We start from the raw sequence: 19,276 nt of genomic DNA, 5'->3' as shown, positions 1-19,276 counted from the left end.
CGTCGCGCCCCGGTCCGGGCGCGACGCGCTGATCTTTCTTCCCGCTTCCGATAGTTCCCCCGCACAGTGGAGGTACCAATGAAACGTCGTTTGGCCCTGGCCGTCGCGTTCAGCGCGCTGCTGGCCGTCAGCGCATGCGGCAGCAGCGACGACGACAAGGACGCCGGCTCCTCCGGCTCCGCGTCGGCCGAGAAGGTCGTCATCTACAGCGCCCGTGACAAGTCGGTCACCGACTACGTCGTCGAGCAGTTCACGACCAAGAACCCCGAGTACAAGGGCAAGGTCGAGGTGCTCAACATGGGCGCCCAGGAGGTGCTCGAGCGGGTCCGCGCCGAGAAGGCCAACCCGCAGGCGTCGGTCTGGTGGGGCGGCACCCAGCAGGGCCTCGCGGCCGGCGCGTCCGAGGGCCTGCTGGAGTCCTGGCAGCCGTCGTTCGCCTCGAAGATCGACGCGCGGTACAAGGACGCCGAGGGCCGCTGGTTCGGCGAGATCCTGCTGCCCGAGGTCATCATGTACAACAACAAGGCGCTGACCCCGGAGACCGCGCCGAAGGACTGGGACGACCTGGTCGACCCGAAGTGGAAAGACAAGATCATCATCCGGGACGTGGCCGCCTCCGGCACCATGCGCTCGATCTACGCCTCGATGATCCAGCGCTACACCCCGGACGGGTCGAACCCGCAGCCCGGCTACGACTGGCTGCGCAAGCTCGACGCCAACACCGTCGAGTACGCCGCCAACCCCAGCGACCTGTACCTGAAGATGTCGCGTGAGCAGGGTGTGGTCAGCGCCTGGAACCTCCAGGACATCCTGCTGCAGGCCAACGAGAAGATGCCGTTCGGCTACGTGATGCCGGCCTCGGGCGCCCCGGTGCTCGTCGACGGCGTGGCCGCGGTCAAGGGCGGCAACAGCGAGGGCGCGAAGAAGTTCCTCGAGTTCCTGTTCGACGACTCGCTGCGGGCCAGCCTGGCCAAGGACTACTTCCAGATCCCCGCTGTCGACATCGCCGAGAAGCCCGAGTGGCTGACCAAGCTCGACCTCAAGCCGATGAACGTCGACTGGGACGTGATCGGCAAGAACGAGACCGCCTGGATCACCCACTGGAACGCCCAGATCAAGGGCAAGGGCTAAGACGCTCGGAACCGGGTCGTGCTCCGGCACGGCCCGGCTTCGTCCTGGAAGGACCCACGAAATGATCGATGTCCGACTGACGGCGGTCAGTAAGCGCTTCGCCAAGTCGAGCGACTCCGCGGCGGTCGATGACGTCACCGTCACCATCGGCGCCGGCGAGTTCTTCACGCTGCTCGGACCGAGCGGTTGTGGCAAGACGACGACGCTGCGCATGGTGGCCGGCTTCTACTTCCCGACCTCCGGTCACATCCACTTCGGCGACGACGACGTCACGCACTGGACGCCCAACAAGCGGGACACCGGCATGGTGTTCCAGAACTACGCGCTGTTCCCGCACATGACAGTGGCGCAGAACGTCGCGTACGGGCTCAAGGTCCGCCGGGTCTCCCGCGCCGACCAGGCCCGCCGGGTGGAGGAGGCGCTCGCCCAGGTGCACCTCGCCGGGTACGGCGACCGGCGCATCGACGCGCTCTCCGGCGGCCAGCAGCAGCGCGTGGCGCTGGCGCGGGCCCTGGTGATCCGTCCCCGCACCATGCTGCTCGACGAGCCGCTGTCCAACCTCGACGCGAAGCTGCGCGAGGAGACCCGCGCCGAGATCCGGCGCATCCAGCGGGAGAGCGGCACCACCTCGATCTACGTCACGCACGACCAGGCCGAGGCGATGGCGATGTCGGACCGGATCGCGGTCATGGAGTCCGGCCGGGTCCAGCAGGTCGGCACCCCGCACGAGGTCTACTACCAGCCCGCGAACGCGTTCGTGGCCCGGTTCATCGGACGCAGCAACGTGCTGAGCCTGCCGGTGACCGGCGCGACGGAGCAGCGCGTCCAGGTACGCCTGCCCGGCGGCGCCACGATCGAGGTGGGTGCCCCCACCGGACACGGCCTCACCGAGGGCGACACCGCACTGGTCTCGGCCCGCCCCGAGCACATCGCGCTCGGCGGCGACGACGACACGGCGGCCATGCGCGGCCGGGTCAGCCACGTCGAGTTCACCGGCATGGCCACCCACGTCACCGTCGACGTCGACGGCGACGAGGTGATGGCCGCCCTGGTCGACGCGCCCGCCGGGATGGCGCTGGGCGACGTCGTGGGCCTGCGGCTCGTACCGGAGCGGCTCTGGGTGGTCAAGCCGTGACCGCGGCGACCCCGACCGCCCCCGGCTGGGCGGCGGCCCTCGGCCGGCGCCTGGCCGGCGGGGCGAACTCCCGATGGTTCCCCTACCTGCTGGTGCTGCCGCTGGTCCTGGTGCTGTGGGGCTTCGTCGTGCAGCCGATGTTCGCCACCTTCCGGGAGAGCGTCAGCGCCAACGGCACCGACAACTACCTCCAGTTCCTCTCCTCCTCCGGGGTGGCCCGCGAGTCGCTGTTCACCTCGCTGTTCATCTCCGCGGCGAGCGTGCTGCTCTGCGGCATCGTCGGCGTGGCGATGGCGTTCCTGCTCAAGCGGTTCCACTTCCGCGGCCGGCGGCTCATCGAGGCGTTCATCCTGGTGCCGGCGGCCCTGCCGCCGCTGATCGGTGCCGTCTCGTTCCAGCTGCTCTACAGCAACATCGGCATCGTGCCGCGCGGCCTGCAGGCGCTGCTCGGCACCGACAAGCCGGTCCTGGCCTTCGACGGCATCGCCGGTGTGCTCGTGGTGCACACGTTCACCATGTACCCGTTCTTCTACCTGGCCGCCTCCGCGGCGCTGGCCGGAATGGACCCGTCGGTCGAGGAGGCGGCGTACAACCTCGGCGCGGGCCGGGTACGCGTGTGGCGCACCGTCCTGCTGCCGATGCTCACCCCCGCGCTGATCTCGGCGTCGCTGCTGGTCTTCATGACGTCGCTGGCGTCCTACACCGCGCCACTGCTGTTCAACGTCAGCCAGACCATGACGATGCAGATCTACATCAACCGCACCAACGGCGACCTGCCGATGGCCTCGGCGTACGCCTCGGTGCTCGGCATCGTCTCGATCATCTTCCTGCTGGCCATGCGCTGGTACGAGGGGCGGCGCAACTACCAGTCGCAGTCCAAGGGCGTCTCGGCGGTGCGGCGGGAGATCACCAACCCGATCGGCCGCTGGCTCGCCCCGCTCGCCTCGGTGCTGGCCACGCTGGTCCTGCTCGCCCCGGTCGGCGCGATCGCGCTGGTCGCGTTCTCCGCGGACCGGTCCTGGACGACCGAGGTGCTGCCGCCGACGTACACGTTCGAGAACTTCGTGACCATCTTCACCGACCCCAAGGCGTTCCAGCCGATCCTCAACTCGGTGCAGATGAGCCTGCTCGCGGTCGTCGGCTGCGTGGTGATCGGTGTGCTCATCGCGTACGCGGTGCGGCGGCTGACGTTCGTCGGACGCGGCCTGCTCGACGTGGCCGTGATGATCGCCTGGGCGCTGCCCGGCACGGTCGTGGCGATCAACCTGATCTCGGCGTTCAGCACCGGCAACGCGTTCAGCTTCGGGCAGGTCCTGGTCGGCACGTTCTGGATCCTGCCGCTGGCCTACTTCGTGCGGTTCCTGCCGATCGTGTTCCGGTCCAGCTCGGCGACGCTGGCGCTGATCGACCCGTCGCTGGAGGACGCCGCGCGCAACCTCGGCGCGTCCTGGCTGCGCGCGTTCTACACGATCACCGTGCGGCTGATGCTGCCCGGTGTGCTCGCCGGCGCGCTGCTGGCGTTCGTGCACGGCGTCGGCGAGTTCGTCGCCTCGGTGCTCATCTACACCTCGTCGACGGTGCCGATCTCGGTGGCCATCAACAACCGCATGTACAGCTTCGAGCTGGGCACCGCGGCCGCCTACGGCATGCTCCAGGTGCTGCTCATCTTCGTGGTGATGTGGTTCTCCGGACGGCTGGAGAGCAGCCGGACCGCGACCCGGAGGGCCGAGCAGTGGACGAACTGATCGAGCGGTGGCGGACCGGGGGAGGGCTGCTCCCGGTCACCCGGGTGCCCGGGCACGCGTTCGCGGCCGTGACCGAGGCGGCCGACCTGGCGGTGCTGCCGGTCGGGGCGGTCGAGTGGCACGGTCCGCACCTGCCGATCGGCACGGACCTGATCCTGGCCGAGGGCTTCGCCGGGGAACTGGCCACCGGGTCCGCCCGGGCCGTGCTCTACCCGGCCGCGCCGTACGCCGCCTGCCCGGGCCAGACCCGGCCGTGGCCGGGCACCGTGGCGCTGCGGCCGGAGATCGCCGTCGGCTACCTCGCCGACGTGCTCGGCGGCATCGTCGAGGCGGGCTTCCCCCGGGTGCTCGTGGTCAACGGGCACGACGCCAACATGTCCACCGTCCGTGCGGCGATGGAGTGGGTGTCCGGCCGGCAGCGGGCCAGCATGATGCTGGTCAACTGGTTCCAGCTCCTCGGCCCGGACGAGACCGCCGACATGTTCGGCGAGCTGCCGGCCCGGGGGCACGGCGGCGCGTACGAGAGTTCCGCGGTGCTCGGCTTCGACCCGGCCGCGGTGCGCCTGGACGCGGCGCCGGACCTGCCGCCGAAGCCGAAACTTCCCACCCCGTACCCGTACGTGCTCGTCGAGTCCCGGCCCGACCCCTGGCAGGGCTGGTCGGGCCACATCTCGCTGGCCGGCGAGGAGGCCGGCGACCGGATCCGCGTCACCGCCGGCGCACGCCTGCGTGAGCTGGTCGAGGCGTGGCTCGCCGCGCCGCTGCCCGGGCCACCCGGCGCCGACGGCGAGGACCAGACGACCGGATGAACCACGTGCGGCACGCCGCACGACAACGCACCACCTCGGGAGGCCACCATGAGCTCGTCACTGACCGTCTACCAACAGCACCATCTCCGCGTCGTGTTCGACCACCACGTCGCAAACCTCTACCCGGCGATGGTCACGGCCAGCAAGGCCCACGTCGTCATGCTCGCCGAGCAGGGACTGATCTCCGACGAGGCCGCCGCGACGATGCTGCGCGGCCTGGTCGCCCTCACCGGTGACCGGCCCGAGGAACTGGAGTACGACGGCAGCGTCGAGGACGTCTACTACACGCTGGAGAAGCGGCTCGCCGCCGCGGCCGGCATCGAGGTGTCGCAGCTGAGCGTGCAACTCGCGCGCAGCCGCAACGACCTCGACGCCGGCGTCTTCCGGATGGTGCTGCGCGACCAGCTGCTCCAGGTGCTCGACGCCCTGCTGGCCACCGGCCGTACCGTGCTGGACCGCGCGGACCGGCACGCCGACGTGGTGATCATCGGGTACACGCACCGCCGCCCGGCCCAGCCGACAAGCATCGGGCACGTCTTCGCCGGCTACGCCGAGGCGCTCGCCGGCGAGGCGGCCGCGTACGCCGACCTGCTGGACGAGATGAACCGCTCGCCGCTGGGCTCGTGCGCCTTCGCGGGCACCGACCTGGACATCTCGCCCCGCCGGCTGGCCGACCTGCTCGGCTTCGACCAGCTCATCGTCAACTCGTACGAGGCGGTGGCCGGCGCCGACCACCTGGTCCGGGTCGCCACGCTCAACGCGCAGGCGCTCGCCACCGGCGCCCGGCTCGCCCGCACGCTGATGGACTGGCTGAGCTGGGGCTGGGTGGTCACGCCCGGCGAGTTCACCCAGGGCAGCAGCATCATGCCGCAGAAGCGCAACCCGGTGGTGCTGGAACACCTCGTCTCGATGGCCGGCGCCGCCGCGGCCGACGCCGCGAGTGTGCTCAACAACGTCGGCGCCGCCTGGTGGGAGGACTCGAACAACGCCACCACCGACGTGCAGGCCCGGCTCTGGGACGGCGACGACCGGGCGTACCGGTTCTTCTCCCTGCTCGGCGGCCTGATCGCGAAGCTGGACCCGCAGCGCCCGCCGTCCGGCGAGGAGATCGTCGCCTCCGGCGCGACCACCACCGCCGCGGCCGACGCGCTGGCCCGCCACGGCGTGCCGTTCCGGGGCGCCCACTCGCTGCTCGGCCGGCTGGTCCGCGGCGGCGCACCCGCCGGCTGGACCGAGGAGTCGGTCCGGTCCACCGCCGCCGACCTCGGTCTGGCGCTCGACGACGCCGCGGTACGGGACCTGCTGGCCGCCGCGGTCCGCCCCGAACTCGTGCTGCGCCGCGCCCAAGCCGACGGCCCCGGCGAGGCGGCCGTCCGGGACCAGGTCGGACGACTGTCTACAATGCTCGACGCGGTGCAGGAGCGGGCGCAGACGTTGCGCGAGCGGCTGACCCGTGCCGACGCGGCTCTCGCCGAGGCGGTCGCGGCGAGGGTAGGCCCGTGACAGGGCGGCAGACGCAGCTGGCCGTGGTCGCGGACGTCGTGTCGCGGCGACCACGTGATCTGGACCGACGGCCCGAAGGGCGATCTGACATCACCATGGAACGACCGGCAATTCCGCGCCTGCTCGGCATCGACTTCGGCGGCACCAAGATGGCCATCGGCGTGGGCGACACCGACGGCCGGCTGCTCGTCTCCGAGCGGCTGCCCACCAATGCCGAGCAGGGCGCGCAGCAGGCCCTCACCCGGGCGCTGGACCGGGCGCGCGAACTCGCCGAGCAGACCGGCGGCACGCTGGTCGCGGCCGGCGTCGCCTCGCCCGGCGTCGTCCACGACGACGGCATCGAACTGGCGCCGAACGTGCCCGGCTGGGAGCAGCTGCGGCTGGCCGACGCGGTCCGCGCCCACCTGAACCTGGCGCACGTGCGGGTCACGAACGACCTGAAGGCCGCCGCCTATGCCGAGCTGCGGCTCGGTGCGCTGCGCGACGCCGATCCGGGGCTCGTCGTCGGGCTGGGGACCGGGGTGGCCGCGGCGGTCACCGTCAACGGCGAGGTGCTTCCGGGCCGCCACGGCGCGTCCGGCGAGATCGCCTACGGACTGACCGATCTCAGCTGGCCGCCGCGCCTGGAACCGATGCTGGAGGCGACGTTCTCCGGCCGGGCCCTGGACGAGCTGGCGCAGCGGCTCGGCGTGGACGGCCGGGCGGCCGGCCTGTGCGCGGCGGCGGAGCAGCCCGGCCCGGTACGCGAGCAGCTCCGCCTGCGCGTCGACGAACTGGCCCGCCAGCTGGTCACCTGCTGCCTGCTGCTCGACCCGCAGCGGATCGTGCTGGTCGGCAGCGTCGCGGGCAACGACCTGGTGCGGGAGTTGCTGACCGAGCGGCTCACGCACACGCTGCCGTACCCGCCGGAGGTCGTGCTGTCGGACTTCGCGCAGGACGCCGCGCTGCTCGGCGCGCTCGCCCTGGCGACCGAGGCGCAGCCCGCGGTGGTCTGACCGCGACCACCGGGAGACGCCGCCGGGCGGGGCGCACGCAGCGCCCCGCCCGGTCCGGTTCCCGGCCGGCTCACCTGCGGAAGGCGGCCACCGCCTCCTGGATCGCCGGCCCGGTCGCCGAGGACGCCTGCGCCCACGACTCGAACTCCAGGGCGGCGGCGAAGTCGGCCGTCTCCGCGGTGCGCACCGACGTCTTGATGTCGCGGGCCAGCGCCGGGTCCAACGCCGCCCACCGTCGGGCGCGCTCGTGCGCGGCGGCCAGCGGGTCGTCGGCGAGCGTCGCGGCGAGCCCGACGCGTACCGCCTCAGGTCCGTCCACGCTCCCGCCGTCGAGCAGCAGTTGCAGGGCGCGTTCCGGGCCCAGCGCCCGGGTGAGGAACCAGGTGCAGCCCCCGCCGGGGTGCAGGCCGAGCTTCGTGAACGAGGCGATCAGCTTCGCCTTCGGCCCGACGATCCGGGTGTCGCAGGCGAGCGCCAGGTTCAGCCCGGCGCCCACCGCCGGTCCCTGCACGGCGGCGATCGTCGGGATCGGCAGCGCCCGTACCCGCAGGAAGCTGTCGTAGACGCGGTGCAGGTCGGCGCGGATCTCCGCGACGCCACGGCCGGGCTCGCCGAACAGGGCGGGCAGGTCGGCGCCCGCGCAGAACGCCGTGCCGGCGCCGGTGACCACGAGCGTCCGGGCGTGCCGGTCGGCCGCCACCTCACTGATCGCGTCGCCGAGCGCGTCGCGCATCTCGGCGCCGATGGCGTTGCGCCGGTCCGGGTCGTTGAGCGTGAGCGTCCAGCGCCCGTCCTCGTTGTGCAGTTCCACGGTGCTCATGACTTCGCCTCCTGCTCGGTCAGCCAGGACCAGACGGCCGCGCTGCCGCGCGGCACCAGCGCCGCGCCGAGCGAGGCGGCCCAGAACTGCTGGGTGCCGTTCTCGTCCCGCCAGGACCAGAGCCTGCGGGTGGACAGATGCAGCGGGTGCTCGCGGGTCACGCCCATCGCCCCGTGCAGTTGGTGTGCGCCGCGCGCCACCAGCGTCGCGGCCCGCCCGGTGAGCACCCGCGCGGCGGCGACCCGCAGCGGGTCCGGGCCGGTCAGCGCGGCGTCCAGCGCGGTGCCGGCCAGCAGCGTGTGCGCCGTCATCCGGGCCAGCGTCTGCCCGACCGCCTGGAACGCCAGCAGCGGCCGGCCGAACTGCTCCCGCGTCGTCACGTGCTGCCGGGTGTGCTCCACGGCGGCCTCGAGCGCGCCGGTCAGCGCGGCGGCGGTCAGCAGCGCCGCCTCGGCGCGTACCGTCGCGGCGGGCGCGACGCCGGTGAGCCGCACGCCGTCGGTGACCGGCACGTCGAGCGTCACGTCGTCGCGCGGCTCGGCGGCCAGGTTGCGGCCGGGCGTGACCCGGACGCCGGGGTGGTCGGCGGGTACCGCGAACGCCTCGTCGCCCGCGTACACCAGCAGTGTGCGCGCGACGGCGGCCCACGGCACGCGGGCGGCCGTGCCGCGCAGCCGCCCGCCGGTCACCGCGATCCCGTCGCCGGTGACCACCGTGGCGACGCCGTCGGGCAGGCCACGGCCGGCGGTGGCGAGCTGCCGGGCGGCCAGCACGGTCTCGGCCAGTGGCAGGGAGACGCCGTGGCGGCCGAGCCCACGCACGAGCGCCACCAGGTCGGTGAGCGTGCCGCCGGAGCCGCCCGCGCCCTCCGGCACCGACACGCCGGTCCAGCCCAGCCGGTGCACTGTGGACCAGAGCGCGGGCAGGCCGTCCGGGTCGCCGCCGTGCCCGCCGAGCACGTCGTCGGCCAGCTCCCGCAGCTCGTCGCCGCCGTGCCGGGGCGCCCGGGCGGCGCCCTTGGCGATGATGGTGCGCAACACCTCGGTGGTGCCGCCGCGGATGGAGAAACCCGGCGCGGCCAGCAGGCCCTGGGCGAGCAGCCCGGCCGGTCCGTCGCCGTCGGGGTCGGGCTCGACGTCGAGCACGGTACGGGCGATCTCGTTGACGTCGGCCTCGAACTCGGTGCCCAGGTCCTTCAGCACCGCCGCCGCGTGCACCGGGGCCTGCCCGGCGTCCAGCTCACCGGCGATCCGCCAGGCCAGCCCGCGCAGCCCGGCAAGCCGGGCCAGCGCCGTACCCAGCGCGGCGTCCGCGTCGCGCCGTGCGGCGCACGCGTCGACGGTGGCGGCCAGCAGCGGGTACGTGCTGAGCACCCGTTCCATCCCGCCGCGTTCGAAGGACAACTGCTCGGTGACCTGCGTCCAGCCGTTGCCGGCGGTGCCCAGCACGTGGTCGCCGTGCACCGGCACGTCGTCGAAGACGACCTCGTTGAAGTGGTGCTCGCCGCGCAGGTCGACGATCGGCCGGACGGTCACGCCGGGCGCGGACATGTCCACGATCAGCTCGGTCAGCCCGTCGTGCCGGTCGTCGCCGGTGCCGGTGCGGCACAGCACGTAGGCGTGCGTGGACCGGTGGGCGTGGCTGGTCCAGATCTTGCCGCCGGTGAGCCGCCAGCCGTCGCCGTCCGGGCGGGCCGTGGTACGCACCGAGGCGAGGTCGCTGCCGGACTCGGTCTCGCTCATGCCGAGGCAGAACGTCACCTCCCCGGCGGCGATCGCCGGCAGGTACCGCTCGCGCAGCGCGGGGGAGCCGTACCGCAGGACGGCCGGGCCGATCTGCCGGTCCGCGATCCAGTGCGCGGCCACCGGCGCCCCGGCGCGCAGCAGCTCCTCGGTGACCACCAGCCGCGCCCGGTTCGAGCGGGCCTGCCCGCCGTACTCGCGCGGCCAGGTCAGGCCGATCCAGCCCCGCTCCGCCAGCGCGCGGCTGAACTCCGTGTCGTACGAGCGCAGCCACGCGTCGCACACCGGCCGGAACCGGTCGCCGTCGCGCCACTCGCCGACCAGCTCCCGCACCTGCCGGCGCAGCTCACCGAGATCGTCGTCAGTCATCCTCTGTCCGTTCCCTTCGCCACTGAGTAGCCGCGCTCGGCGGCCCGCCGCAGCACGCCGACGGCCGCGGCGCGCTCGGTCGCCGCGACCGGCGGTCGGGGGACCGCGTCGTCGACGGGTACGCCGAGCGCGGTCAGGTGGGCGCGCAGCACGTCGCCGTCCGCGGTGACCTCCTCCAGCCGCGGATCCGCGCCGAGCCGCACCACGCCCCACCGGGTGTGCAGCCGCACCAGCGCGTCCGGTGCGGGCGCGGCGGTCACGTGCTCGACCGCGCGCACGATCCGGCGCGGGTCCCGGGCGCCGTGCAGCAGCACCAGTTCCCGCGCCGCCGCCGCGATGTCGGCGGCGCCACCGCCACCGGGGAGCCGTACCGTGGGCCGCTCCCGGGGGCCCAGGTACGACGAGTTGATCCGGCCGCGCAGGTCGACGTTGCCGGCGTCGAGCACCACCCGGTCGAACCGGTGGCGCATCGCCAGCAGCACGTCGGCGGTGCCGCCCAGCCAGCCGAACCCGCCGGCGTACGCCGGGTAGTCGGTGGTGCTCGTGGGCACGTCGGCGCCGGCCCGGTGCGCGCTGGCGCCGGCCTCGAAGACCTGGCTGAACGGTTCGCCGGGCAGCGCGTACGCGCACTGGCCGGCCAGCACCGGCCAGTGGAAGCCGGTGAACACCCAGCCGCCGCGCCGGAACTCCCGCGCCGCCCGGACCAGGAAGTCCGCGGTGCTCACCGCACCTCCTCGGCCAGCCACCGCCGGAAACCGTCGGCGGTGGCCGAGCAGCGGGTGTACCGCTCGTACGCCCGCACGTCGCGCGGGTACCGGCCGACCGCGCCGTCGGGGCGTACCGCGCCGGGGTGTTCGACCACCGCGTCGACGAGCAGCCCGGGGATGCTGATCCCGGCGGCGCGTACCGTCTCGGCGTCGGTGACCTCCTCGGCGACGAGCACCGTGCGGCGGGCCGCCTGGGCGGCGACGAGCACCTCACCCAGCGGGCCCCGGATCACCCCGTTGCCGTCGGCGTCGGCCAGGTCGACGTGGACGAACGCCACATCGGGCCGCTCGGCCCGGACCACCCGCGCCGGCCCGAACGCCGAGTCCACCCGGGACAGCCGGCCCCGGCTCCAGTCCTCGTCCACGTAGCCGGTGCCGGGCAGGTCCGGCACCGGCATGAACGGCACCCGCCAGGCGCCCGCGGTGAGCGCGGCGGTGAGCAGCCCGAGGCTCAGCTCGTGCAGCGTCACGCGGGTGTCGCCGTCCTGCGCGGCCCGCCGGAAGTTCCAGGCCGGCGCCGGGCCGACCGGGCTCCAGCAGTGGCCGTACGTGGCCGAGCGCAGCACCCCCGCGCCGAGCAGCTGGTCCATCAGCAGCCCGCCGGAGGCGATCACCACGTCCACGTCCCGGATCCGCTGCCGGATCATCTCGTGCCCGACGGCGAACAGTTGCGCGCCGAAGTTGCCCAGGTAGACCCGCCGGCCGGGGCGTACGTGCTCGGCCACGACGTCGGCGAGGGCGCGGCTCACCGGTACGCCTCCGCCAGCATGTGCAGCCCCGGGCCCAGGTGCGCGCCGCCGTCGAGCTGGACGAGCTGGCCGGTCATCATGGCGGCGGCCGGGCCGGCCAGGAACGCCACCAGCTCGGCGACCTCCTCGGCGCGGGTCGGGCGGCGCAGCGGCGTGGCCCGGTCCACCAGGTTGTCCCGCACGTGCCGGTCCGCCTCCGCGTCGAGCGCGGCGGTGAGCACCGTACCCGGCCCGAGGCAGTTGAGCCGGATGCCGTCGGCGGCCCACTCCAGGGCCAGCGTGCGGGTCAGCCCGAGCACGCCGGCGCGGGCCGCGACGGCGTGCGCCATGCCCTGCCCGCCGCGTTCCACACCGGACAGCGACATGTTCACCACCGCACCGCGGCTGCGCCGCAGGTACGGGTACGCGGCGGTGGTGAGTTGGAAGACGCTGGTGAGGTTCAGGTCGACCACCGCGGCCCAGCCGCGCGCCGAGATTCGCGCGGCGGGGGCGAAGAACTGCCCGCCGGCGTTGTTCACCAGCAGGTCGATCCCGTGGGCGTCGCCCACCTCGGCGACGGTGGCGGCAGCACGGGCGTGGTCGCGGACGTCGCAGACCGCGTACGCGTATCGGCCGTCCCCGCCGTTGGCCAGCTCTCCGGTGGCGGCGAGCGTGTCGGCGTGCCGCCCCAGCCCGGTCACGTGGGCGCCCAGCTCGACCAGGCGTACCGCCACCGCCCGGCCGATGCCGCTGCCGGCGCCGGTGACCACCGCGTGCCGTCCGGCGAGCACACCCGGGCGCAGCACGCGCACGTCGCTGTCGTCCTCGCGCGTCACCGGGCGGCCCTCGCCTCGCCGATCGCCTGCCGCCGCAGCAGTTGCGCCGGCCGGTAGCGGGGGTCGCCGAACGCGTCGGCCATCGACCGCAGGGCCTCGTACACCGTCCCCGCCCCGGCGGACCGCAGCGTCTCGAACGGCCCGCGCGGATGGTTCATCGCCAGGCGCAACGCCACGTCCACGTCCTCGGCGGTGGCGGTGCCCTCCTCGACCACCATGGCCGCCTCGTTCACCAGGCAGTGGGCGAGCCGGTCGCCGACCAGGCCGGGCAGCGCCGGCACCCGCACCGACGGCGCGCCGAGGTGATCCAGCAGCCGGTCGACGAAGCCGGGCACGGTGATGCCCGCCACCGGGTCCTCGACGACCTCGGCGAACACGGCGTCGTCGGCGCGCCGGTGCAGCCGGATCCAGCCGACCTCCGGGGGAAGCACGTCGGCCCAGCCGGCGTCCGAGCTGTCCAGCACCACGTTCTGCCGGGCCGCCAGCCCGGCCAGCTCCGACACCCGCTGCGGGGTCGGCGCGCCGAGGCTGACCACGGGGGCCGCCGGGCCGTTCGGTTGCCCCGGCTGCCGGACCACCCGGGCGTTGGCGTCGCGTGGCGGCTCGGTGGCGTAGTCGTAGAAGCCGCGGCCGGCCGCCTTGCCGGTCAGGCCGGCCCGGACCAGGCCGCGCACCTGGGGGATGGGCCGGTACCGGGGGTCGCCGAACTCGCGCAGCGCGGTCTCCGAGGAGGCCAGGTGGGTGTGCAGCCCGGTGAAGTCGAGCAGTTGCAGCGGTCCCATCGGGTGCCCGAGCGCGCCCCGGGCGACCGCGTCCACCACCGCCGCCTCGACGCCCTGCGCGAGGAGGAGCTGCGCCTCGTAGTACAGCGGGCGGCAGACCCGGTTGACGATGAAGTTCGGCGAGTCCCGGCACACCACAGCGGTCTTGCCGAGCGACTCCACGAGCGCCAGCGCCCGCCGTACCGTCGCCTCGGCGGTGGCCGCGCCGACGATCACCTCCACCAGGCGCATCCGGGTGGGCGGATTGAAGAAGTGCAGGCCGAGCAGACGTTCCGGGGCGCCGAACGCGCGGCCCATCTCGTTGACGCTCAGCGACGAGGTGTTGGAGGCGACGAGCAGGTCCGGCCCGCCGGCCGCGGCGACCCGGGCGAGCAGGTCGCGCTTGGCGTCCATGTCCTCCACGATCGCCTCGATCAGAACGTCCGCGCCGGCGAGCGCGGTCTCGACGTCGGCGGCGGCCTCGAGGTCGCCGGTCGCGCCGTCGGCGCGGATCCGCTCCAGGCCCGCGCGGCCCAGCTCGGCGGTGGCGTCGACGACCCGGACGGTGAGCCCCGCCGCGGCGAGGACCTGCGCGATGCCCCGGCCCATCGGACCGAGGCCGACCACGACGGCGATCACCGGGTCACCCGCTCGATCACGGCGGCGATGCCCTGCCCGCCGCCGACGCACAGGCTCGCCACGCCGTACCGGCCGTCGCGGCGGGCCAGCTCGTGCAGCAGCGAGACGACCAGCCGGGCGCCGCTCTGGCCGGTCGGGTGACCGAGGGCGATCCCGCCGCCGTTGACGTTCACCCGCTCCTCGTCCAGGCCCAGCGCGCGCACGTTCTGCACGATCTGCGCGCCGAACGCCTCGTTGATCTCGAACAGGTCGATGTCGCCGACGGTCAGCCCGGCCCGGCGCAGGGCCATCGGGATCGCCTCGGCCGGCCCGACGCCCATCATCGTGGGATCCACGCCGACCGCCGCGAACCCGGCGATCCGGCCCAGTGGGGTCAGCCCGTACCGCCGTACCGCCTCGCCGCTCGCCACCACGACCGCCGCGGCGCCGTCGGCCATCTGGCTCGCGTTGCCCGCCGTGACCGTGCCGCCGTCGGTGAACGACGGACGCAGCCGGGCGAGCCGGTCCGGTGTGGTGTCGGGGCGTACCGTCTCGTCGCGGTCCAGCTCGTCCAGCGGCAGCACCTCCCGCGCCATCGCGCCGGACTCCCAGGCCCGGGCCAGCCGCTGGTGGCTGCGCGCCGACCAGGCGTCCTGGTCGGCGCGGGACACCCCGAACTCGCGGGCCACCTTCTCCGCCGTCTCGCCCATGCTCATGCCGCAGATCGGGTCGGTGCCGCCGTCGCGCCAGCCGTCCTGGAGCAGGACGTCGCCGCGCCGCACCCCGTCCCAGCGCAGCGTGTACGGCGCCAGGTACGGCATCGTGCTCATGCTCTCCGCGGCCACCGCCAGCGCCACGTCGGCCTCGCCGGACCGCACCGACCGGTGCGCGAGCTGCACCGCCTTGAGGCCGGAGGCGCACGCCATGTTGATCGTCTGTGCCGGCACCGGCACCGGTACGCCCGCCGCGAGCGAGACCTGCCGACCCGGGTTCGGGCCGTTGCCCGCCTGGCGGCAGTTGGCGACCACCGTCTCGTCCACCGCCTCGGCGGGCACCCCGGCCCGCGCCAGCGCCTCGGCGCCGGCCAGCCCGCCCAGGCGCACCACCCGTACGTCGCGCAGCGCGCCGCCGTACCGGCCGTGCGGGGTACGCACAGCGCCGACCAGGAACGCTTGCCTGTCCATCACGGAACCTTCCGCTCGGCGCGTACGACGCGCTTGCTCTTGTGGGTGCTGCGCGGCAGCGTGCCCTCGGCAACGGTCTCCACCACCGCCCGCACGGTCAGCTCGGCGCGCACGGCGTGCGCCAGCTCGCGGGCCACCCGCTGGTCGTCGCCGGTCACCTCGACGCGCAGCTTGATGCCGGTGAGGTAGCCGGTCGCCGGGTCGGTGACGTCGTCGTCGAGGACGATCAGGTACTCGCCGCAGGTGCCGGGGGTGGCGCGGACCACCTGCTCGACCGCGGACGGGAACAGGTTCACCCCGCGTACCACGAGCATGTCGTCGGCCCGGCCGACGACGCCGCCGGGCAGCCGGGCGAGCGTGCGCCCGCACGGGCAGGCCGTGCTGTCGCGGACCACCACGTCGCCGGTGGCCCACCGCACCAGCGGCGTCGCCCGCTTGTCCAGGTGGGTGAGCACCAGCAGGCCGGGGGTGCCGTCGGCCACCGGCTCGTGGGTGTACGGGTCGAGCACCTCGGCGTACGCGAAGTCCTCGGCCAGGTGGCCGCCGGCCTGTTCCTCGCACTCCCAGGCGATCGGCTGGAACTCCAGGCTGCCGTAGCCGTCGAAGCACTTCGCGCCCCACCGCTGCTCGATGTGCGCGCGGGTGGCCGGCACTCCGGCGCCCGGTTCGCCACCGACCTGGATCCGCCGCACCGGCGAGTCACGCAGCGGTGTGCCGGCACGTTCCGCGGTCTCGGCCAGGTGCAGCATGAACGACGGTGTCCCGCCGACGGCCGTGGTGCCGTACCGGAAGATGGTGTCGATCTGACGCTGGGTGTCGCCGGACCCGGCGGGCAGCAGCGTCACGCCGATGCGCTGGTAGCCGGCTGTCGCACCGAGCCCGCCGACGAACCAGGCGTAGCTGAACAGGCACTGGTACACGTCGGTGTCCCGGACGCCCTGGCTGTACGCGGCCCGCGCGTACAGGTCGGCCCAGCGGTCCAGGTCGTGCGCGGTCCACAGCACCGGGGTCGGGTTCGAGGTGGTGCCGGAGGAGAAGTGCACCCGGCGGCGGTCGGCCACCGGCGCGGCGACGGCGCTGCCCCACGGCGGGTGGGCGGCCAGGTCGGCCACGTAGTCGGCCTTGCCGACCAGCGGCAGGCGGCGCAGGTCGGCCAGGTCCCGGACGTCGCCCGGGTGGAAGCCGAGCGCGTCCCACCGGGTGCGGTAGAAGTCGCTGGCGGCGTACACATAGGACAGCTGTGCCTTCAGGCGGGTGAGCTGGTACGCGGCCAGCCGCTCGCGCGGCCACGTCTCGGCCTCGTGCCAGTGGCGCGCGGAGAACGGCCCGGTCATCGCGGGCTCCGGCGCAGCCCGCCGACGATGAAGTCGGCGTACTCGTCGGCGAGCCGCTGGCGGGTGTTGTAGTCGCCGCGCTGCGGGTCGTACCAGAGGCTGATCCAGTTCAGCGCGCCGAGCAGCGGCTTGGTGGCCAGCCGGCTGTCCACCTCGCGGAACACCCCGGCCTCGCGACCCTCGTCGATGACGTCGGCGAAGATCTGCTCGTACCGGTCGCGCATGGCGATCACGGTCTCCAGGGCCTGCTGCTGCGCCGGGGCCTCGCCGAGGCGGCGCATCTCGACCGCGCGCATCGCCACCCGCTGGAACGAGTTGCGGGTCATCATCAGCCCGGCGTGGTGGTGCGCCATTCGCCAGAGCCGGGTGGCCGGGTCGAGGCCGCCGTTGCCGGCGATCGGCTCGATGCCGTCGATCAGCTCCTGCATCCCGGTGGTGACGATGTCCAGGAAGACGTCCGCCTTGGCGCGGTAGTAGTGGTAGACGCGCCCCTTGGTGGCGCCCATCTCGCGGGCGATGTCGTCGATGGTGGTGGCCGCGTACCCGTTGCGGGTGAAGGCGGTGGCGGCCGCCTCCAGGATGTCCCGCCGGCCGGGGGCGGGCGGGCGCGTGGTGGTGTCGTCGTCGGCGCTCATGCCGCGGTCTCCGGTGCGGTGTCGGGTACGACGGCGAGCGGACGGATCGGTGACCCGGTGCCGCCCCGGATGGACAGCGGGGCGGCGATGAAGAAGAAGTCCCAGACCTCCTCGGCGGCCAGCGGCGCGAGGTTCATCGCCTCCATGATCGGCACGCCGTGGTCGACGAGCAGGTGGCAGTGCACCGCCAGCGCGGGGCTGGGCATGTGCTCGAACGCGATGGTGTCCGCGCCGGCCGCCACCACGCCGTGGTCGGTGAGCCAGCGCGCGCCGCTGACGTCCACGCCGGGTGCGCCGGTGGCGACACCGAGGTACGCGGCGTTGTCCGTCCACTTCTCGTCCCAGCCGGTGCGCACCAGCACCACGGCACCGGGGCGGGGGCGGGGCCGGTCGGCGAACCAGCGCTCGAACAGCTCCGCGCCGACGCCGTCGGCGGGCGTCAGCGGCCGGCCGAGCGCTACTGTCGCGTCCACCAGGTGACCTGGTGCCAGCATGGGCGGCAGGTCGTGCACGGACACGTCCGGCACCCCGCCGGCGTACGACTGGCTCGCCGTGACGTCCACGCCGCCGTACACCTTGCCGAGCCGGGAGACGTGCGCGAGCCCGTCGACGTGGGTGCCCACGTGCCCGCCCGTGGTGATCATCTCGGCGGCGGCGGAGACGCCGTCCGGGTACATGATCTCGCCGTGCCGCTTGGTCAGCGTGAAGCTGTACGGCGGGTGGTTCGGGTGGTGCGGGATGCCGGTGTACATCTGCTGCGCCAGGTCGAACACCCGGCTGGCGCCGGACGCGGGCCAGTCGACGCTCAGCCGCCAGGGCGCGCTCATGCCGCCACCGACGCCTTGATCGCCCGGCCCAGCACCAGCCGCTGGATCTCCGAGGTGCCCTCGTAGATCTCCAGGATCCGCTGGTCCCGGTAGAGCCGCTCGGCCGGGCAGGGCTTGCAGAAGCCGTCCCCGCCGAACACCTGCACGGCGGTGTCGACCGCCCGGTGCGCGACCTCGCTGGCGTACAGCTTGGCCATCGCGCCGAGGATGCCGACGTCGCCGCCCTCCTGGTGCGTCCGGGCCGCCTCGAAGGTGATCATCCGGGCGGCGGTGATGCCGGTGGCGACGTCCGCCAGCGGGAACGAGATGCCCTGGTTGTCGATGATCGGCCGGCCGAACGTCTCCCGCCGGACCGCCTCCCGCGACGCGACGTCGAAGCCGGCCAGGGCGACGCCGAGCGACTGGGCCGCGACGCTGATCCGCCCGGCGGACAGCGTCTGCATGGCCAGCCGCATTCCCCGGTTGAGGTCGCCGAGCACGTCGCCGTCGGGCACCCAGGTGTCCAGCTTGAGGTTGCTGGTGAGCGTCCCGCGGATGCCCATCTTGTCCTCGTACCTGTCGATGACCACGCCGTCGGCGTCCTTGTCCACCAGGAACGCGGTGATGCCGCGGGTGCCGGCCTGCGGGTCGGTGAGCGCGAAGACCACGTAGTACCGGGACGCGCCGCCGTTGCCGATGTAGATCTTCTCGCCGCGCAGCCGCCAGCCCGCTCCCTCGCGTTCGGCTGTGGTGCGGATGCGGGCGGCGTCGCTGCCGGCGCCCTCCTCGGTCAGCGCGAAGCTGATCGCCTCGCCCCGGGCCAGACCGCCGAGGTAGCGCTCGCGCTGCGCGGGCGTGCCGGCCAGCACCAGAGGGGTGGCGCCCAGCGCGTACGCGGTGAGGATCGCGCCGGTCGACGGGCAGGCGCGGGAGACCTCCTCGATGACCGCGCAGGCGGTGACGAACGACGCGCCCCGCCCGCCGTGCTCGCGCTCCACGAGCAGCCCGGCCAGCCCTTCGTCGACGAGCACCCGCACGCTCTCCCACGGGTAGCGCTGCTCCCTGTCGAGTTCCTCGGCCAGCGGCGCGAAGTGGCGCGCCGCCACGTCCCGGGCGAGGTCGCGCCAGTGGCGTCCCTCGTCGTCCAGGCGTGGCTCCCAGATCACGGACACGTGGTGCCTCCCGGTTCTCCGGCGCGGGCCGGTCGTTGCGCGCCGCGCCATACCGTTGCGTATGTCGAGATGTCTAGGCGGTGCTCGTTGTCGGTGTCAAGCGGATCCCGGATGCTGTTTCCCCTTGTGTGCGCGGCTTTCGGCGATGGTGGCTCGGATCTTGACGACATACCGATGGGTATGTTC

At 73.8% G+C, this 19,276-nt stretch carries 17 protein-coding genes; 6 read left to right on the top strand and 11 right to left on the bottom strand.

The genetic code is table 11. The features are described from left to right. Positions 1 to 78: 78 nt before the first annotated feature. The 6 genes from ACQP26_RS18525 to ACQP26_RS18500 all read left to right on the top strand — a co-directional run bounded on the left by ACQP26_RS18525 (position 79) and on the right by ACQP26_RS18500 (position 7,318). Complete coding sequence (locus ACQP26_RS18525) at positions 79 to 1,131, top strand: extracellular solute-binding protein (protein WP_269705462.1); 1,053 nt, start codon at positions 79 to 81, stop codon at positions 1,129 to 1,131. 61 nt (positions 1,132 to 1,192) lie between these two features. Next, on the top strand, positions 1,193 to 2,266 hold the full coding sequence (locus tag ACQP26_RS18520; protein ID WP_269705463.1) for an ABC transporter ATP-binding protein: 1,074 nt from the start codon (positions 1,193 to 1,195) through the stop codon (positions 2,264 to 2,266). Beyond that, complete coding sequence (locus ACQP26_RS18515; RefSeq protein WP_269705464.1) at positions 2,263 to 4,011, top strand: ABC transporter permease; 1,749 nt, start codon at positions 2,263 to 2,265, stop codon at positions 4,009 to 4,011. The genes ACQP26_RS18520 and ACQP26_RS18515 overlap by 4 nt, the downstream gene beginning before the upstream one ends. Next, positions 3,999 to 4,820, top strand: a complete 822-nt coding sequence (locus ACQP26_RS18510; RefSeq protein ID WP_269705465.1) for a creatininase family protein — start codon at positions 3,999 to 4,001, stop codon at positions 4,818 to 4,820. Before ACQP26_RS18515 ends, ACQP26_RS18510 begins: the two co-directional genes overlap by 13 nt. A 48-nt stretch (positions 4,821 to 4,868) precedes the next feature. Next, on the top strand, positions 4,869 to 6,323 hold the full coding sequence (locus ACQP26_RS18505; protein ID WP_269705466.1) for an argininosuccinate lyase: 1,455 nt from the start codon (positions 4,869 to 4,871) through the stop codon (positions 6,321 to 6,323). A gap of 95 nt (positions 6,324 to 6,418) precedes the next feature. Continuing rightward, complete coding sequence (locus tag ACQP26_RS18500) at positions 6,419 to 7,318, top strand: ROK family protein (RefSeq protein WP_269705467.1); 900 nt, start codon at positions 6,419 to 6,421, stop codon at positions 7,316 to 7,318. A gap of 70 nt (positions 7,319 to 7,388) precedes the next feature. Here the strand turns inward: ACQP26_RS18500 and ACQP26_RS18495 are convergent, their stop codons facing one another. The 11 genes from ACQP26_RS18495 to ACQP26_RS18445 are packed head-to-tail and all read right to left on the bottom strand — an operon-like array spanning position 7,389 to position 19,090. Further along, positions 7,389 to 8,138, bottom strand: a complete 750-nt coding sequence (locus ACQP26_RS18495; protein ID WP_269705468.1) for an enoyl-CoA hydratase — start codon at positions 8,136 to 8,138, stop codon at positions 7,389 to 7,391. Continuing rightward, a complete protein-coding gene (locus ACQP26_RS18490) occupies positions 8,135 to 10,249 on the bottom strand; it encodes an acyl-CoA dehydrogenase family protein (RefSeq protein ID WP_433493493.1) in 2,115 nt (704 codons plus the stop codon). Before ACQP26_RS18490 ends, ACQP26_RS18495 begins: the two co-directional genes overlap by 4 nt. Beyond that, the gene (locus tag ACQP26_RS18485; RefSeq protein ID WP_269705470.1) at positions 10,246 to 10,974 is read right to left on the bottom strand and encodes a co-chaperone HscB; all 729 of its coding nucleotides are present in this window, start codon (positions 10,972 to 10,974) and stop codon (positions 10,246 to 10,248) included. The genes ACQP26_RS18490 and ACQP26_RS18485 overlap by 4 nt, the downstream gene beginning before the upstream one ends. Beyond that, complete coding sequence (locus tag ACQP26_RS18480; protein ID WP_269705471.1) at positions 10,971 to 11,765, bottom strand: CoA transferase subunit A; 795 nt, start codon at positions 11,763 to 11,765, stop codon at positions 10,971 to 10,973. The genes ACQP26_RS18485 and ACQP26_RS18480 overlap by 4 nt, the downstream gene beginning before the upstream one ends. Next, positions 11,762 to 12,580, bottom strand: coding sequence for an SDR family oxidoreductase (locus tag ACQP26_RS18475; protein WP_269705472.1), 819 nt, complete (start codon positions 12,578 to 12,580; stop codon positions 11,762 to 11,764). The genes ACQP26_RS18480 and ACQP26_RS18475 overlap by 4 nt, the downstream gene beginning before the upstream one ends. Continuing rightward, on the bottom strand, positions 12,577 to 13,980 hold the full coding sequence (locus ACQP26_RS18470; RefSeq protein ID WP_269705473.1) for a 3-hydroxyacyl-CoA dehydrogenase NAD-binding domain-containing protein: 1,404 nt from the start codon (positions 13,978 to 13,980) through the stop codon (positions 12,577 to 12,579). Before ACQP26_RS18470 ends, ACQP26_RS18475 begins: the two co-directional genes overlap by 4 nt. After that, positions 13,977 to 15,143, bottom strand: coding sequence for a thiolase family protein (locus ACQP26_RS18465; RefSeq protein WP_269705474.1), 1,167 nt, complete (start codon positions 15,141 to 15,143; stop codon positions 13,977 to 13,979). Before ACQP26_RS18465 ends, ACQP26_RS18470 begins: the two co-directional genes overlap by 4 nt. Further along, positions 15,143 to 16,477, bottom strand: coding sequence for a phenylacetate--CoA ligase family protein (locus tag ACQP26_RS18460; protein ID WP_269705475.1), 1,335 nt, complete (start codon positions 16,475 to 16,477; stop codon positions 15,143 to 15,145). Before ACQP26_RS18460 ends, ACQP26_RS18465 begins: the two co-directional genes overlap by 1 nt. Then, the gene (locus ACQP26_RS18455; protein ID WP_433493492.1) at positions 16,474 to 17,112 is read right to left on the bottom strand and encodes a TetR family transcriptional regulator; all 639 of its coding nucleotides are present in this window, start codon (positions 17,110 to 17,112) and stop codon (positions 16,474 to 16,476) included. The genes ACQP26_RS18460 and ACQP26_RS18455 overlap by 4 nt, the downstream gene beginning before the upstream one ends. Continuing rightward, positions 17,109 to 17,939: a cyclase family protein gene (locus ACQP26_RS18450; protein WP_269705477.1), complete on the bottom strand. Its 831-nt coding sequence runs from the start codon at positions 17,937 to 17,939 to the stop codon at positions 17,109 to 17,111. The genes ACQP26_RS18455 and ACQP26_RS18450 overlap by 4 nt, the downstream gene beginning before the upstream one ends. Then, on the bottom strand, positions 17,936 to 19,090 hold the full coding sequence (locus ACQP26_RS18445) for an acyl-CoA dehydrogenase family protein (RefSeq protein WP_269705478.1): 1,155 nt from the start codon (positions 19,088 to 19,090) through the stop codon (positions 17,936 to 17,938). The genes ACQP26_RS18450 and ACQP26_RS18445 overlap by 4 nt, the downstream gene beginning before the upstream one ends. Between the last annotated feature and the right edge of the window lie 186 nt (positions 19,091 to 19,276).

Origin of the sequence: Micromonospora sp. CA-248089 (genome assembly GCF_050948515.1) — a bacterium.
In the GTDB taxonomy this organism is placed as follows: domain Bacteria; phylum Actinomycetota; class Actinomycetes; order Mycobacteriales; family Micromonosporaceae; genus Micromonospora.
Note: the sequence above shows the minus strand (reverse complement) of the source record. Positions and strands in the feature narration are given on the sequence as shown.